The organism is Flagellimonas sp. B-3 (assembly GCF_056857835.1).
This window is the reverse complement of the sequence record NZ_JBSXNW010000019.1, coordinates 337,454-350,842: the sequence shown is the minus strand read 5'-3', so window position 1 is coordinate 350,842 and position 13,389 is coordinate 337,454. Positions and strand designations below refer to the sequence as shown.

The 13,389-nt window shown below is 41.2% G+C and carries 15 protein-coding genes; 8 read left to right on the top strand and 7 right to left on the bottom strand.

From position 1 onward, the window contains the following. The first annotated feature begins 61 nt into the window (after window positions 1–61). The 3 genes from AC13CS_RS08935 (at window position 62) to AC13CS_RS08925 (ending at window position 1,518) form a co-directional block, all read left to right on the top strand. The gene (locus AC13CS_RS08935; RefSeq protein ID WP_293164102.1) at window positions 62–577 is read left to right on the top strand and encodes a tetratricopeptide repeat protein; all 516 of its coding nucleotides are present in this window, start codon (window positions 62–64) and stop codon (window positions 575–577) included. A 269-nt stretch (window positions 578–846) separates the two neighbouring features. Next, the gene (locus tag AC13CS_RS08930) at window positions 847–1,095 is read left to right on the top strand and encodes a DUF6364 family protein (RefSeq protein WP_014031405.1); all 249 of its coding nucleotides are present in this window, start codon (window positions 847–849) and stop codon (window positions 1,093–1,095) included. Further along, window positions 1,096–1,518, top strand: coding sequence for a type II toxin-antitoxin system VapC family toxin (locus AC13CS_RS08925; RefSeq protein ID WP_014031406.1), 423 nt, complete (start codon window positions 1,096–1,098; stop codon window positions 1,516–1,518). A gap of 91 nt (window positions 1,519–1,609) precedes the next feature. Here the strand turns inward: AC13CS_RS08925 and AC13CS_RS08920 are convergent, their stop codons facing one another. Together AC13CS_RS08920 and AC13CS_RS08915 are read right to left on the bottom strand one after the other, a co-directional pair. Beyond that, the gene (locus tag AC13CS_RS08920; protein ID WP_293164107.1) at window positions 1,610–2,578 is read right to left on the bottom strand and encodes a lytic transglycosylase domain-containing protein; all 969 of its coding nucleotides are present in this window, start codon (window positions 2,576–2,578) and stop codon (window positions 1,610–1,612) included. 48 nt (window positions 2,579–2,626) lie between these two features. Further along, window positions 2,627–3,289 (bottom strand): alpha/beta hydrolase family protein, encoded by a 663-nt coding sequence (locus AC13CS_RS08915; protein WP_293164109.1) that lies wholly within the window; start codon window positions 3,287–3,289, stop codon window positions 2,627–2,629. A gap of 160 nt (window positions 3,290–3,449) precedes the next feature. Here AC13CS_RS08915 and AC13CS_RS08910 point away from each other — a divergent pair, with 160 nt between their 5' ends. Then, a complete protein-coding gene (locus AC13CS_RS08910) occupies window positions 3,450–3,743 on the top strand; it encodes a GNAT family N-acetyltransferase (protein ID WP_163626701.1) in 294 nt (97 codons plus the stop codon). 52 nt (window positions 3,744–3,795) lie between these two features. Here AC13CS_RS08910 and mtaB read toward each other — a convergent pair whose 3' ends face one another. Beyond that, complete coding sequence (mtaB, locus tag AC13CS_RS08905; protein WP_293164112.1) at window positions 3,796–5,124, bottom strand: tRNA (N(6)-L-threonylcarbamoyladenosine(37)-C(2))-methylthiotransferase MtaB; 1,329 nt, start codon at window positions 5,122–5,124, stop codon at window positions 3,796–3,798. Between the two features lie 230 nt (window positions 5,125–5,354). On the opposite strand from mtaB, the gene AC13CS_RS08900 reads away from it, so the two are divergent. Further along, complete coding sequence (locus tag AC13CS_RS08900; RefSeq protein ID WP_293164114.1) at window positions 5,355–6,656, top strand: alpha-L-fucosidase; 1,302 nt, start codon at window positions 5,355–5,357, stop codon at window positions 6,654–6,656. Between the two features lie 87 nt (window positions 6,657–6,743). Further along, window positions 6,744–8,789, top strand: a complete 2,046-nt coding sequence (locus AC13CS_RS08895) for an amidohydrolase family protein (protein ID WP_293164116.1) — start codon at window positions 6,744–6,746, stop codon at window positions 8,787–8,789. Window positions 8,790–9,024: 235 nt separating this feature from the next. Here AC13CS_RS08895 and AC13CS_RS08890 read toward each other — a convergent pair whose 3' ends face one another. The 4 genes from AC13CS_RS08890 to AC13CS_RS08875 all read right to left on the bottom strand — a co-directional run bounded on the left by AC13CS_RS08890 (window position 9,025) and on the right by AC13CS_RS08875 (window position 11,677). Next, window positions 9,025–9,432: a hypothetical protein gene (locus AC13CS_RS08890; protein WP_293164117.1), complete on the bottom strand. Its 408-nt coding sequence runs from the start codon at window positions 9,430–9,432 to the stop codon at window positions 9,025–9,027. Then, complete coding sequence (locus tag AC13CS_RS08885) at window positions 9,432–9,899, bottom strand: Fic family protein (RefSeq protein ID WP_293164119.1); 468 nt, start codon at window positions 9,897–9,899, stop codon at window positions 9,432–9,434. Before AC13CS_RS08885 ends, AC13CS_RS08890 begins: the two co-directional genes overlap by 1 nt. A 205-nt stretch (window positions 9,900–10,104) precedes the next feature. Further along, entirely contained in the window at window positions 10,105–11,280 is a 1,176-nt protein-coding gene (locus AC13CS_RS08880; protein ID WP_293164121.1) for a GlmU family protein, read from the bottom strand. Between the two features lie 127 nt (window positions 11,281–11,407). After that, on the bottom strand, window positions 11,408–11,677 hold the full coding sequence (locus tag AC13CS_RS08875) for a type B 50S ribosomal protein L31 (RefSeq protein WP_163627426.1): 270 nt from the start codon (window positions 11,675–11,677) through the stop codon (window positions 11,408–11,410). Between the two features lie 159 nt (window positions 11,678–11,836). On the opposite strand from AC13CS_RS08875, the gene AC13CS_RS08870 reads away from it, so the two are divergent. Together AC13CS_RS08870 and AC13CS_RS08865 are read left to right on the top strand one after the other, a co-directional pair. Continuing rightward, window positions 11,837–12,358, top strand: coding sequence for a DUF4199 domain-containing protein (locus tag AC13CS_RS08870; RefSeq protein ID WP_293164124.1), 522 nt, complete (start codon window positions 11,837–11,839; stop codon window positions 12,356–12,358). A gap of 42 nt (window positions 12,359–12,400) precedes the next feature. After that, a complete protein-coding gene (locus tag AC13CS_RS08865; RefSeq protein ID WP_293164126.1) occupies window positions 12,401–13,348 on the top strand; it encodes a glycosyltransferase family 2 protein in 948 nt (315 codons plus the stop codon). Window positions 13,349–13,389: the final 41 nt, after the last annotated feature.

The window sequence follows — 13,389 nt, the reverse complement described above, 5'->3', positions numbered from 1 at the left end:
TTTAATTAAGTTTTTAGTACTTTTGCGAGCGCTTAACAACAGGTAAAAATCACTAGACCGTATGTTCAATAAAAATATCAAGCTCGTTATTGCCGTTCTTATCATAGCTTATGCTGTTTACCAGTTTGTGGAAGGCAACATTGGCAACGGAATTGCATTGATCTTGCTATCCTTCGTTTTCATTTTTCTTTATTTTAGAAATGAGTTTATCCTATTGGCCTTTCTTAAAATGAGAAAGCAGGATTTGGACGGTGTGCAACGGTGGCTTGATAAGATAAAGAACCCCGAGTCTGCTTTGATCAAAAAACAAGTGGGATATTACAACTACCTGCACGGTATTATCTACTCTCAAAAAAACCTGACGCAGGCCGAAAAGTACTTTAAAAAAGCCTTGAAATTTGGTCTCACCATGGATTACGATGTGGCTATGGCCAAATTGAGCTTGGCGGGCATCGCCATGCAAAAGCGCAGAAAGCGTGAGGCCACCCAATTGTTAAAAGAGGCCAAGAAATTGGACAAGAACAACATGCTTACCGATCAGATCAAGATGATGCAGCAGCAGATGAAGAAGATTTAGGGTTCTTCCCAAGCTTCCTCATTATCTCTTTTCTTAAATTAGGGTTGAAAATTTTGTCAAACCAGATTTTGCCCTCGTCAATTTTATCGGCTTTTAATGACTTGAATACTTGTGCTGAATTACCGTCAATTATTACGGTGTTTCTTTTATTAATTGATAAATTCATTAAAAAATGAATTACATACTATTACATTGGGTGTAAAAATTCAGGTCAAATTTAAACTATACGGATATTTTAATTAAATTTGTACGTATAATAAGTTTGGGTTATGGACACAAAACTAACTTTAAAGCTTAATCAAGAAATAATTGAACGAGCAAAAGAATATGCTGCAGATAAAAAAATGAGCTTGTCCAGAATTGTGGAAGCTTATTTGCAATCTTTGACATCTGACAAGAAAGGTTCAGATGTAGAAATTTCTCCATTCGTTAAAAGTTTATCTACTGGAGTCAAAATCCCTGCTGACTTAGATTCCAAAACAGCATATTCCGATTATTTATTGGAGAAATACAAATAGATGAGAAAAAGATTGTTTCTCGATACGAATGTAATTCTTGATTTACTTGGAGAAAGAGACCCTTACTATGATTCCATAGCTAAAATTGCTACACTGGCCGATAAAGACGTGCTAACTTTAGTTGTCTCACCCATATCGTTTGCAACTTTAAACTACTTTCTATCAAAATTTGAATCTGCACAAATTGCTAGGGGAAAATTAAGGAAATTTAAAATCTTATGTACAATCTGCGAACTAGATGAACACATCATTGAAAAAGGGCTGAATTCCGATTTTAAAGATTTCGAAGATGCGCTACAATATTTTAGTGCTGTGGATTCTGATTGCGATATTATTATTACTAGGAACGGAAAAGACTTTAAAAAGTCTTTGTTGCCAGTTATGACTGCGGATGAATATTTGCAGAGCATAAAATCAACATAACATCACCTATTCGAAATGGTAACTGTGCCGCTAAAAACAACTAGAGGTCTATACCAACAAATCCGTAATCTATAAGCGTTAGTTCCAAACCCTACTTCCCCGTGCTCCCCACTCGGTAATACCCTTTGTTCGGGATTTCGATCGTATACTTTTTACGGGAAGCATTGTTCAAGTGCGGTTCGCGCAACCATGGATTATGTCGCTTCAATACTTTATAATTGATTTCGTAAAGTTCTGCAAAATCGGCCCAGTTGCTTACCGCTGTGTCTACTTCAACCGTAAAAGTTGGGGCCTTTTCGTACATATCCTCTTCATCCAACTGAAAACCATACTTGTCGCGATTTGATAATATTTCCTTTATGGCCAAAATACGGAACACATAGCGTCCTGTCTCCTGCCCCAACAGCAAATCGTAATAATCGTCCACTTGCTGAATGTCCATATATTTTTGAATACCGGCAGGGCCAGCGTTGTATGCAGCAGCGGTCAAGGTCCAGGTTCCAAAACGGTCTTTCCACTTGTTAAGGTAATCACAGGCCACTTGCGTCGCTTTTTCCACATGGTAACGTTCATCTACGTTATCGTTTACCTCAAGACCATATTCCCTTCCGGTTCCCCTCATGATCTGCCAAAAACCAGTAGCTCCGGCAGGCGACACCACATTTTGCAAACCACTCTCGGCTACGGCCAAATATTTAAAGTCATCCGGAATACCATTCTTTTTAAGAATGGGCTCAATAATCGGGAAGTATTTATTGGCTCGCTTCATCAACAAAAGAGCGTTGGATTGCCAATAAGTGTTCACCAAAAATTCACGATCAACACGCTCCATAATTTCCGGGTCTTCTTGCGGAACCGGTTCGCCCGCAAAATTAAGGTCTTCGGGAATTTCTATGGCACTGATCTGGTAGGTATCCGCCACATTCTTGTCCGTAGTTTCAGCCTCGGATTCCTTAATCAAAGGTTTTTCTTCCATTTCGGTCGACTGCACAGCAAAAATCAATGTGCTTCCAACAGCGATCAGTCCTATAATAGCGAGTATGTTTTTGATGTATTTCATAGCAATTAATTTTAAGAGTACTGTAAAGATACTATTATATAGATAAAATTATTTCAAAATAATTGTGGGAAGATGCTCATTGAACCACTTGGCACGATGAATGATCATGGTGTGGGTACCATTTTTAACCGTAATGCAATTTTTGATATTGGCTATTGGAAAAACAGCGTCACGTTCTCCTTGAATATGCACAACATTGTCTGCGGGAACTTCTTGATCCCAATTTACGATTTGATCTATGGACCAATCAATATAATATTTATCCCGGATGGATAAATACTTTTCATACAGGTGCAAACGCTTGGTTACCGTTTCACCAAAAGCGTATTTCGCCAATAGTTCCACATTGTTTACCAAGCCTGTGGGCAGCAATTTGTGCACTTTGGTATACTTGGCAAAAATCATTCTCTTGGGAAGTTCGTGCTTGCTTTTTACAGAAGATACCACAATTACTTTTCGAACAGGGATAATTTTGGCCATCTCCTGCACCAACATACCACCAAAGGAAACTCCCAACAAAACAGGGTCGGGTTCCTCAATCTTTTCGCACATCTTTTTGGCATATTCCATAAGACCGATTCCCTTTTCAGGTATAAACCACTCCAAAGTATGAACTGTAAATTGATCTTCCGGAAGTTGTATTCCTTCAAAAATGGATGCATTGGCAGCCATTCCTGGCATTAGGTAAACAGGGGTTTTATTATCGGACATATTATACCAAATATCGGCAAGGACTAGGAAATTAGCAATATTTTGACTAATTTTGTATCCCTTTTGCAGCTAACCCCGCTTATGAATACAATTTTTCAATCAGGGGAACATTAAAATACCTTTTTCAGGGTATTACGAGTCGTTAAAAAACAAGTACTATATGACAACATTGGAAATCACTGACAATAGTTTCTTGCGTCAATTTGAAACTACCGTCAATGGGCATTTAGCCAAAATTGAGTACTCTTCACAAGAGCGCAAAGTATTTTTGACCAAACTGGTTATTCCAGAAGAAATTACAGAAGAGGGATTTAAAGAGGATTTCATCAAAGCCGTTTTAAACGAAATTCAGGAAAACAACCTTAGAGTTGTACCTACAAGCCCTCAAATTGCAGGTTTTTTAAGAAAAAATAGGCAATACAAGGAAATGTTACCAGTTGGTATTCGCATCTGATCAAGCCAACCATCAGTTAAAGCATTTAAACCTCCTAAATCGGGAGGTTTTTTTATGCCATGATTTCGGTGGACACAAATTCGAATCGCACCAGACCGTCATCATCAATATCGGTGAGCTTTATTTGGTGCAAGGTATTCACAAACGTAGGATCCCATGGTGCTTTTACCTTTACATAATTTTCGGTAAACCCATGTATGTAGCCCTTTTTATTCTCTCCCTCGAACAAAACAGTACGTACAGTCCCCAATTGACTCTCATAAAAAGCCCTACGCTTTTTGGCGGATAGTCCACGGAGCATCTTGCTTCGTTTGCTACGTACTTTTTTGGGAACCACTTTGTCCATTCCAGCGGCCACGGTATTGTCCCTTTCAGAATAGGTAAATACGTGCAGATAAGAAACATCCAGTTCATTCAAAAAATGATAGGTCTCCAAGAAATGCTCGTCGGTCTCTCCTGGAAAACCTACGATTACATCCACCCCAATGCAGGCATGGGGCATGGTTTCTTTGATACGTTTTACCCTATCCACATACAAATTGGATAGATAACGGCGGCGCATCTTCTTTAAAATAGCATCACTACCGCTTTGCAATGGCACGTGAAAATGGGGCACAAAGGAATTGCTCTGGGCCACAAAATCTATGGTTTCGTTCTTGAGCAAATTAGGCTCAATAGAAGAGATACGAAGACGGTGGATGCCTTCGATGGTGTCCAAAGCCTTTACTAAATCCAAAAAGGTATGCTCGTGCTTTTTATTCCCAAACTCGCCTTTTCCGTAATCACCTATGTTCACTCCCGTTAAAACAATCTCTTTGATGTCTTGCGAGGCAATTTCCTTGGCATTGTTCAACACATTGTCCAAGGTATCGCTACGGGAAATTCCACGGGCCAAGGGAATGGTGCAATAGGTACATTTATAATCACATCCATCCTGAACCTTTAAAAAAGCACGGGTACGGTCGCCAATGGCATAACTGCCCACATAAAAATCGGCATCTTCTATCTCACAGGAATGCACCTCTCCCCTATCGTTTTTGGTCAAATCGTTCAGGTAATCGGTTATCTTGAACTTTTCCGTAGCACCAAGTACCAAATCCACACCATCCACTTCCGCCAGTTCTTCGGGTTTTAGCTGCGCATAACAACCTACAGCCGCTACAAAAGCATCAGGATTGGCTTTTTGCGCCTGCTTTACAATGGTTTTAAAACGTTTATCGGCATTCTCGGTTACCGAACAGGTGTTTATTACATACACGTCCGCCTCCTCCGAAAAGTCCACACGCTCAAACTCCTCCTTTTCAAAACTTCTGGCAATGGTAGAGGTTTCGGAGAAATTGAGCTTGCAGCCCAGCGTGTAAAATGCAACTTTTTTGTTCATATACCTGCCATGCGTTTTAGGGGCGCAAAGATAGTGATTTGTTGGGAGTTATCGCAAATGGTCGGATGGTGCAGAGTTTATGGTTTAGGGTTAATCGCCCACTGCCTACTGTCTACTGCCTACTGCCTACTGCCTACTGCCTACCAAAACAATCAATCACATTTTCCCATCAAATTTCCCACATCTTTTAATTAACTTGTTTGCCTATACCAACCATAAAGTGCAACAAAATGAAAAAAATCATTATCCTATCCTTAATTACCCTTGTCTATACCAACCCATCCCTTGCACAGGAATATCAACCTACTGCTGAAAACCTCGAGAACAGGGAATGGTTTCAAGATGCAAAATTCGGGATGTTCATCCATTGGGGCGTGTATTCTGTATTGGGCGTGCACGAATGGGTCATGGAAACACAGTCCATTGATAAAAAGACCTACGAAAAAATACCTGCGTTTTTCAACCCTACCGAGTTTAATGCGGAAGAGTGGGTGCTCTTGGCCAAATCGGCAGGTATGAAATACATCACCATAACCACCAAACACCACGATGGCTTTGGCATGTTCAACAGCAAGCTTACGGACTGGGACATTATGGATAGGACAGTCTACAAAAAGGATATTATAAAACAAATGGCCGAAGCCTGCAAAAAGCATGGTTTAAAACTGTTCCTCTATTACTCGCAACTAGATTGGCACCATAACGACTATTACCCCAGAGGAGACACCGGAAAGAAAACAGGAAGACCCGATAATGGCAATTGGGAAAACTATCTTGAATACATGAACGGTCAACTCACCGAATTGCTCACCAATTATGGAGAGATTGGAGGTGTTTGGTTTGATGGCTGGTGGGACAAAAAAGAGGCCGACTGGCAACTTCAAAAAACGTATGACCTTATCCACGATTTACAGCCACAAGCCATGATAGGAAGTAATCACCATCAAGCACCCAACGCTGGTGAAGACTTTCAGATGTTTGAAAAAGACCTGCCCGGGGAAAACAAAGGAGGTTTCAGTGGCGATTCCGAAGTGGGCAACCTACCCCTCGAAACTGCGGAGACCATGGCACAGCGATGGGGGTTTTCGTTACAGGACAAAGCCTATAAATCTTCCAAGGAATTGATTCAATATTTGGTGAGAGCTGCTGGCTACAACTCCAACTTTCTGTTAAACGTTGGCCCAATGCCCAACGGTAAAATTCAACCCGAATTTATTAAAACCCTAAAAACAATTGGCGATTGGACCGAAAAGTACGGCTCCTCCATTTACGGAACCCGGGGAGGGCCCATACCACCACAAAGTTGGGGCGTATCAACCCAAAAAGATGATAAAATCTATATTCATATTATGGACTGGAAAACCGACAATTTCTTTTTCCCAACCATTACTGGCGATATTAAAAGCATTATTGATTTCCAGTCGAAGAAAAAATTAGACTATAAAACCACTACATACGGCACGCTGGTTCAGCTTCCGGATAATCGCGATTTTGACCAAGCTGATTTTATAGTTGAAGTAAACATAAAGTAAACCCGTGTTTGCCTTACCGAACCGGACAACATAACAGACAAAACCATAAAAATTCGCTACCTTGAAGCTTTAACTCAAACCAACCCTATGAAACTACGCTTATTTGTCGTTGCCCTTGTACTACTGGCCGGCTATTCCTGTAAAACAGAGCCCACATCATCCTTGGCCGACTACCAAGGTGAGGAGAACTACTCCGTAATTATCAGCGAGACCAAAGTGGGCCACCTCAAAACCAACACCTCTGGTGACACCATTACTATTGACTACGATTACAAAAACAACGGTCGTGGACCAACCATGAAGGAAACTATTGTGCTCAACGCCGAAGGCTATCCCGTAAACTGGCAAATAACCGGAAACACCACCTTTGGCAATGCCGTGGACGAACAGTTCTCCCTCGAAGGCGGGGAAGCCTCTTGGACCGATGCCACAGGCTCTGGGAACACCGCTGTGGAATCGCCACAACTCTACGTAAACCAATTTGGAAGTCCGTACAGTGCTGTTTTGGCAGCCCGTTTGCTCATGGACGCGCCCAACAACACCTTGCCCGTGCTCCCCGCAGGTAATTTGACCCTTACCAAGATGGAGGATTTGACCGTACCCAACGCTTCAGGAGAGGGCGAATTGGCCTTGACCACCTATGCGCTGTCCGGTGCCGAGATGAATCCTTCCTATTTTATTATGGATGATTCGGAGCGTTTCTTTGCCTATATCTCGCCTCGCTATATTGTGGTTCGGGATGGTTACGAAGCCGAAGAAAAGGATTTGCGCCAATTGGCCGAAAACTATTCCGCAGAGCGCTACGAAAAACTTCAAAAAGAATACGCCCACAACTACGATAAAAAAGTACGTATTTCCAACGTAAAGGTTTTTGATCCAAAGACACTATCCTTGACCGACCCGGTTTCCGTGGTCGTAGAAGGTGAAAAAATCACAGCTATTGAGGCTCCCGATGCCTCTGGTGAGAATGAAGTGGTCATCGAAGGCAACGGGGGAGCTTTAGTGCCCGGACTGTACGAAATGCACGCTCACACAGGCGACAACGGTGCCCTTTTGAACATTTTGGCAGGGGTCACCTCCTTCCGAGATATGGGGAACAATACCGAGGTGCTGAGCAACTTGATTGAAAAAATCAACTCCGGTGTACTCGCCGGCCCCCGCATTACCCGCCTTGGGTTTATTGAAGGAAAAAGCCCGTACAGCAGTAATAATGGTATTTTGGTGGAAAGCCAGGAAGAGGCTTTGGCCGCTGTGGACACCTACGACAGCCTAGGTTTTTACGGTGTAAAACTCTACAATAGCATGAACGGTGATTGGGCGCCTGCCATCGTAAAAAAAGCGCACGACCAAGGCCTATTCGTAACCGGACATGTACCTGCCTTTTCCAATGCCAATGCCATGCTAAATGCTGGTTATGATGAGATGACGCACATTAACCAGACCATGTTGGGCTGGGTGTTGGAACCGGAAGAAGATACCCGTACTTTATTGCGCCTCACCGCCATGAAACGGTTCCCCGAACTGGATTTGAACAGTGACAAGGTACAAGAGACCTTGGATTTGTTCGTAGCCAACAAAACGGCAATGGATCCCACCTTGGCCATCCACGAACGTTTGATGCTCTCCCGCAACGGAGAGGTAACGCCTGGCGCCTTGGATTATGTAGACCACATGCCACCCAACGAACAACGTAGCCTAAAAATAGCCTTGGCGCAGATTGCGGACGATGAAGAGGACAAAGCCTACCGAGAAGCCTACGATAAAATCGTGGAAACCCTTAAAATGATGAAGGACAAAGGTATTTTAATTGTGGCCGGAACCGATTTGGGAGGTGCCTTTAACCTGCACCGCGAACTGGAACTCTACACCGAACAATTGGGCTACACCCCGGCCGAAGTATTAAAATTGGCCAGTTACGATATGGCGCAATACTTGGGGCACGAAAGTTTGGGAAGTATTGAGCCCGGTAAACTGGCAGATTTCTTCTTGGTGCCCGGCAACCCAGTGGAAGACATTAAAGCCATTAAAACCATTGCCATGGTATCGCGCGGGGGCACTTTTTACTACCCCTCTGATGTGTACCCTGCCTTTGGAATAACGCCGTTTACCGAAAAGCCTGAAGTAAAGGAATAAACCTTTTTAAAAGTATAATTTTTAAAAGCCAGTTGCGTAGTGCTGCTGGTTTTTTTTGATAAAAGTTGAGGAGGAAGACTGTTTGTCAAGATATTGGGCATGTATGGTTTTTAAACGAACTTAGCTGTATGAACTGAACGCCTACCTAGCCAAAGGCAAAGTGTGTTTTAGTATCTGTAGAAAATTCATTGAAACATTTCATATTTCTAACTTTAGCTATAGTCATGACATTACTTCAACTTTTTTTTGAGAATATTAGGTGTTTCTTATATTCATCTAATTCAAGTTCATATAAGTCATCGGATTTTATACAATCCAAAACTTTCTTATATAAATAAGCTTTGGATTCATCTGTTATATTCTCTGAACCAAAATTCCCTGTTTTTGGATGGACAAACATCAAATAGAGGTCTTCTTCTTTGATAATCAAAAGAAAATAACATCTAAAGCCACCTCTGCCTTTTAAACGTTTTTTTATATAGGGTGCATCCGAGCTATGATTCAACCTCGTTCCCGAGCACAAATCTTTGGCTGGTTTGTTAAAAAAATACTTGATTATTTCTCGTTCGAGAGATTTGTAAGACTTCTTTGAAATTAATTTTTCAAACTCGACTTTAAAATCTTCGAGACAATAGATTGTCATTAAACCAAAGATAGTTGTTTAGTGGTTTCAACAAATTCAGGCATTTCTGGAAGAAAAAAGAATACGGATTCTAAATCTTCATATGATTCCCGTAACTCGTCAATTGAATTTTTAAAATCTTTGATTTCTTGTTTTGCAACTCCTTTTTTCCGAAAAGAATTATTCAAGGAAACATATTGCCGGATTAGTGAAGAAAACAAATCCTTTGCAGACGAAATTAAGTCATTAAGAAGCATGAGACTTTCTTCATCTAAATCATCAAACCAAGTGATTTTTTCGATTCTCTTATTTACCTCATAGATTTTTTCAGTCTTCTCTTTTAAAGACTTTTTTAAATCGAGAATCGCATCCAACAAAGCATTGGCCCGCTCTTCATCAAGTAATGGACTTTTCTTTTCGTTAAAAGAAAATGCTCTGACACTTGAAAAAGTATTATTGATTTCGGACTTATGTGCTAAGGCTTCCATATCGTATTATAAGATGACTGAATCTATTGATTCAACAATATACAAATATAAATAACTACAACTAATAACGTATTTGAAAAACAACTAAAACTAGCCATTTTCGATATAGAGTGCTTAAATATAACGCTATATAAGTCGAAAAAGTGTGGATTTCGTTACACGTTACTCTTCATACGCAAAGCGATAACGAAACGCAAAAAAGCCCCTAATAATTCCGCCACTTCTCCGTCAGCTCAAAAACGTGCTCCAAAATTTTGGCTTCGGTATCGTTGAATTCCATGTTGCGGCGTTTCATCATGGCTTCGGCCACTTCAAAAGCCTTATTGGTCCTAAAAGTGGTGTAGCCTGCTGGGCCGCCCCAACTAAAACTGGGAATAAAGTTTCTAGGGAAACCACTGCCAAAAATATTGGCGCTCACCCCCACCACGGTTCCCGTGTTAAACATTACATTAATGCCACATTTGCTATGGTCGCCCATCATCAAACCACAAAATTGCAGCCCTGTTTTGGCAAAACCTTCGGTTTTGTAGTTCCACAGCCGCACGGGTGCGTAATTGTTTTTTAAGTTGGAGGTATTGGTATCCGCCCCAATGTTGCACCACTCCCCCAACACGGAATTTCCAAGAAAACCATCGTGCCCTTTGTTGGAATTGGCGAACAGTACCGCATTATTCACCTCTCCGCCGAGTTTGCAGCCAGGCCCGGCCGTAGTGGGACCATAGATCTTGGCGCCCATCTTTACAATGGCACTTTCGCAAAGCGCAAATCCACCACGGATTTTGCAGCCTTCCATCACCAAAGCATTTTTACCAATATAGATAGGGCCAGTGGACGCATTTAAAATACTGAACTCCACTGTGGCTCCTTCTTCGATAAAAATGTTTTCGGGGCACTTTATCTGATTGGTTTCGGGTATGGGCTGGCTGGTTCTTCCTTCGGTCAGTAGATCAAAATCGGCCTGTAGTGCCTCCCCGTTTTTGGAAAAGATATCCCAGGTATTTTTAATGGTCAATACCTCGCCATCAAAAGGAATGGCTGTGTATGCCGATTCCTCAAAACCCGTTTCTGGGTTTTCTGTTACATAAGCGATATAGCTATCGTTCCCAATCAAAGCTTCACCCATCTTTAAAGTGCGGATGGCTTCCACCAAAGCCCGATTAGGCAAATAACTACCATTAATCACGGTATTTTTAGCCGCAACGGATAACGGAAACTTTTCAGAAAGGTAATCCGCAGTTTGAAAGCTCAAAGAAGCTTTCAGCCATTTTTCCCATTTTTCACTAATCGTTAAGATACCCACCCGAATCCCGGATACCGGCCTCGTGAACGTAAAAGGAAAAAGGTCTTCGCGGTGGTTACCGTCGGAAAGGATATAGTTCATAGCGCAGCTTTGAAGGCCTATTTAGGAAGTTATGATTGAAATTCCCAAACAGGTTACATACCGTAAAAATAAAAAACGCCCTCGAAAACCATCGAGAGCGTCTATATATTTCGTTAAAAAGTGCGACCTACTCGGTCTCCTTCTCTTCTTTCTTGAATTTTTTGTACTTGTTCTTGAACTTGTCAATTCTACCAGCAGTATCGACCAATTTGGTTTTACCGGTGTAGTATGGGTGGGAAGTTCTTGAAATTTCCAATTTTACCAAAGGGTATTCAACACCATCAACAGTGATGGTCTCTTTAGCTTCAGCAGTGGACTTTGTAATAAACACATCGTCGTTGGACATGTCTTTAAAAGCAACCAATCTATAGTTTTCTGGGTGTATACCTTTTCTCATCGTCTTAAATGCTTAATCTCAGAATTTTCAGGGTGCAAATTTAATGATTTCTTTTATTTCTCCAACTTAAAATCCCTAAAAAATTAAAAGTAAATTTATATGTAACAAAATTAAGCATTCTTTAACTAACCTACTATAAGCAACACTAATTTTAAAATCATGGAAGAACAACAACCAAAAACTGGAAAATTTGCACTTAACTACGGATTATTGTTGGGTGTAATATCCGTGGTGTTCGGAGTTATGCTCTACACCCAAAAAATGCACTACGAAAGAAACACAGCAATTATCGTAATTTCCATTGTAATAATGGCTGCCATCGTATTTATGGCGGTCAACGCCTTTAAAAAGGCCAATGGTGGGTATTTAACCATTTCGGAAGCTTTAAAAGTTGCTGTGGGAGCTGCTTTGATCGGGGCTGTAATTTCTTTGGCCTATCAATTTGTACTTACCAATTTTATTGAGCCCGATTTTATGGACAAAGCCATAGAAATGGCCAAACCAAAAGCCATGGAACAAAACCCGAGCATGACGGAGGAGCAATGGGAACAGGGTGTGGAAATGCAAAAAAGCCTCTCTTGGCTACAATATCCCATTGGTTTAATCATAAATTGTGTACTCGGTCTGATTTTGGGCCTTATTACCGGACTGATCTTGAAAAAGTCCAAAGCGGAATACTAAAACAAAAAATACTACTTTTGAAAGGAATTCCAGAATCGAACAATGCAGATTTCCATTGTAATTCCTTTGCTTAACGAACAAGAATCGTTAAAAGAACTACATGATTGGATTGTACAAGTGATGCAATCCAATCATTTTTCTTATGAAATCATCTTTATTGATGATGGCAGTACCGACGGCTCTTGGAAAACCATTTTGGAGCTTTCCAAAACTGACCCAAATACAAAAGCCATTCGTTTTCTAAAAAATTTTGGCAAATCACAGGCCCTGCACGCGGGTTTCAAAGCTGCCGTGGGAGACGTTGTGGTCACCATGGATGCCGACCTTCAGGACAATCCGGAAGAAATCCCCGAAATGTACCGGATGGTCACACAAGAAGGGCATCATGTAGTATCGGGTTGGAAAAAGAAGCGGTACGATTCCGTTATTACCAAGAACATTCCATCTAAACTGTTCAATTGGGCGGCACGGAAAACTTCTGGCGTAAAATTGCACGATTTTAATTGTGGACTCAAAGCCTTTAATCAAAAAGTGATAAAAACCATCGAAGTTTCCGGTGAAATGCATCGGTACATTCCTGTTTTGGCCAAAAATGCCGGCTTCTCCAATATTACCGAAAAAGTGGTACAGCACCAAGCCAGAAAATATGGTTCCACCAAGTTTGGGGCAGAACGTTTTATCAACGGTTTTTTGGATTTGATCACCATTTGGTTCATTTCAAAATTTGGTCGAAGACCCATGCACCTGTTTGGGGCTTGGGGCGTACTCATGTTTGTTGTAGGTTTTGGGTTTTCACTCTATTTGGGCATTGACAAACTCTTTTTAAACCCAACAGGTCGTCTAATTACGCAAAGACCACAATTTTATATAGCGTTGACTGCCATGATCATTGGTACACAATTATTTTTGGCGGGCTTTATTGGAGAAATTATGGTGCGGTCCCGAAAAAATGATACACGATACAACATCTCCGATAAAATTAACCTCTAGGCCATTCCCAAACCCGTTAAACTTTGTATTTTTAAACCTCT

Excerpts from the sequence above, each read along its gene's own strand:
- AC13CS_RS08935 (WP_293164102.1), top strand. The coding sequence starts at position 62 with ATGTTCAATAAAAATATCAAGCTCGTTATTGCCGTTCTTATCATAGCT.
- AC13CS_RS08930 (WP_014031405.1), top strand. The coding sequence starts at position 847 with ATGGACACAAAACTAACTTTAAAGCTTAATCAAGAAATAATTGAACGA.
- AC13CS_RS08925 (WP_014031406.1), top strand. The coding sequence starts at position 1,096 with ATGAGAAAAAGATTGTTTCTCGATACGAATGTAATTCTTGATTTACTT.
- AC13CS_RS08920 (WP_293164107.1), bottom strand. The coding sequence starts at position 2,578 with ATGAAATACATCAAAAACATACTCGCTATTATAGGACTGATCGCTGTT.
- AC13CS_RS08915 (WP_293164109.1), bottom strand. The coding sequence starts at position 3,289 with ATGTCCGATAATAAAACCCCTGTTTACCTAATGCCAGGAATGGCTGCC.
- AC13CS_RS08910 (WP_163626701.1), top strand. The coding sequence starts at position 3,450 with ATGACAACATTGGAAATCACTGACAATAGTTTCTTGCGTCAATTTGAA.
- mtaB (WP_293164112.1), bottom strand. The coding sequence starts at position 5,124 with ATGAACAAAAAAGTTGCATTTTACACGCTGGGCTGCAAGCTCAATTTC.
- AC13CS_RS08900 (WP_293164114.1), top strand. The coding sequence starts at position 5,355 with ATGAAAAAAATCATTATCCTATCCTTAATTACCCTTGTCTATACCAAC.
- AC13CS_RS08895 (WP_293164116.1), top strand. The coding sequence starts at position 6,744 with ATGAAACTACGCTTATTTGTCGTTGCCCTTGTACTACTGGCCGGCTAT.
- AC13CS_RS08890 (WP_293164117.1), bottom strand. The coding sequence starts at position 9,432 with ATGACAATCTATTGTCTCGAAGATTTTAAAGTCGAGTTTGAAAAATTA.
- AC13CS_RS08885 (WP_293164119.1), bottom strand. The coding sequence starts at position 9,899 with ATGGAAGCCTTAGCACATAAGTCCGAAATCAATAATACTTTTTCAAGT.
- AC13CS_RS08880 (WP_293164121.1), bottom strand. The coding sequence starts at position 11,280 with ATGAACTATATCCTTTCCGACGGTAACCACCGCGAAGACCTTTTTCCT.
- AC13CS_RS08875 (WP_163627426.1), bottom strand. The coding sequence starts at position 11,677 with ATGAGAAAAGGTATACACCCAGAAAACTATAGATTGGTTGCTTTTAAA.
- AC13CS_RS08870 (WP_293164124.1), top strand. The coding sequence starts at position 11,837 with ATGGAAGAACAACAACCAAAAACTGGAAAATTTGCACTTAACTACGGA.
- AC13CS_RS08865 (WP_293164126.1), top strand. The coding sequence starts at position 12,401 with ATGCAGATTTCCATTGTAATTCCTTTGCTTAACGAACAAGAATCGTTA.